We start from the raw sequence: 525 nt of genomic DNA, 5'->3' as shown, positions 1-525 counted from the left end.
ACCTGGTCAGCACCGCCCGACGTGCCCACGAGCGAGCATCGCCGACGGACCCGCGCCCCGTTCGTGACAGCCCTCCTGGATGGACACCGTCAGCGTGCTGTTCCCCTACGACGGTCGCCCCCCGTTTCACGTGAAACGGGGGGCGACGGTCGTCAAACGGGAGACTGTGTCAGTCCGCGGGGTAGATCACCACGTAGCGCTGGGGCTCGACCCCCTCGGAGTCGCTGCGCAGGCCGGCGGCGGCCACCGCGTCGTGGATCACCTTGCGCTCGAACGCGTTGAGCGGTTCCAACGAGACCTTCGCCCCACCCGACTGGACACGCGAGATGGCCTCCTCGGCCTGTGCGGTCAGCTCACGCCGACGGTCGGCGCGGAACCCCGCGACGTCGAGCATCAGTCGACTCCGCTCCCCGGTGCGGGCCTGGACGGCCAGGCGAGTCAGTTCCTGGAGCGCGTCGAGGACGTCCCCACCGTCGCCCACGAGCGAACGCAGCGCCGCAGGGTCGTCGGCGACGATCTCGACCG

1 protein-coding gene is annotated in these 525 nt (G+C 70.7%); it reads right to left on the bottom strand.

The genetic code is table 11. From position 1 onward, the window contains the following. Positions 1–169: 169 nt before the first annotated feature. A partial coding sequence (locus G3I78_RS47480; RefSeq protein WP_203616511.1) for a R3H domain-containing nucleic acid-binding protein occupies positions 170–525 on the bottom strand: 356 nt, incomplete at its 5' end.

The sequence above is a fragment of the Streptomyces sp. SID13726 genome, from assembly GCF_010548375.1.
Classification (GTDB): Bacteria; Actinomycetota; Actinomycetes; order Streptomycetales; family Streptomycetaceae; genus Streptomyces.
This window is presented reverse-complemented; position numbering and strand designations above follow the sequence as displayed.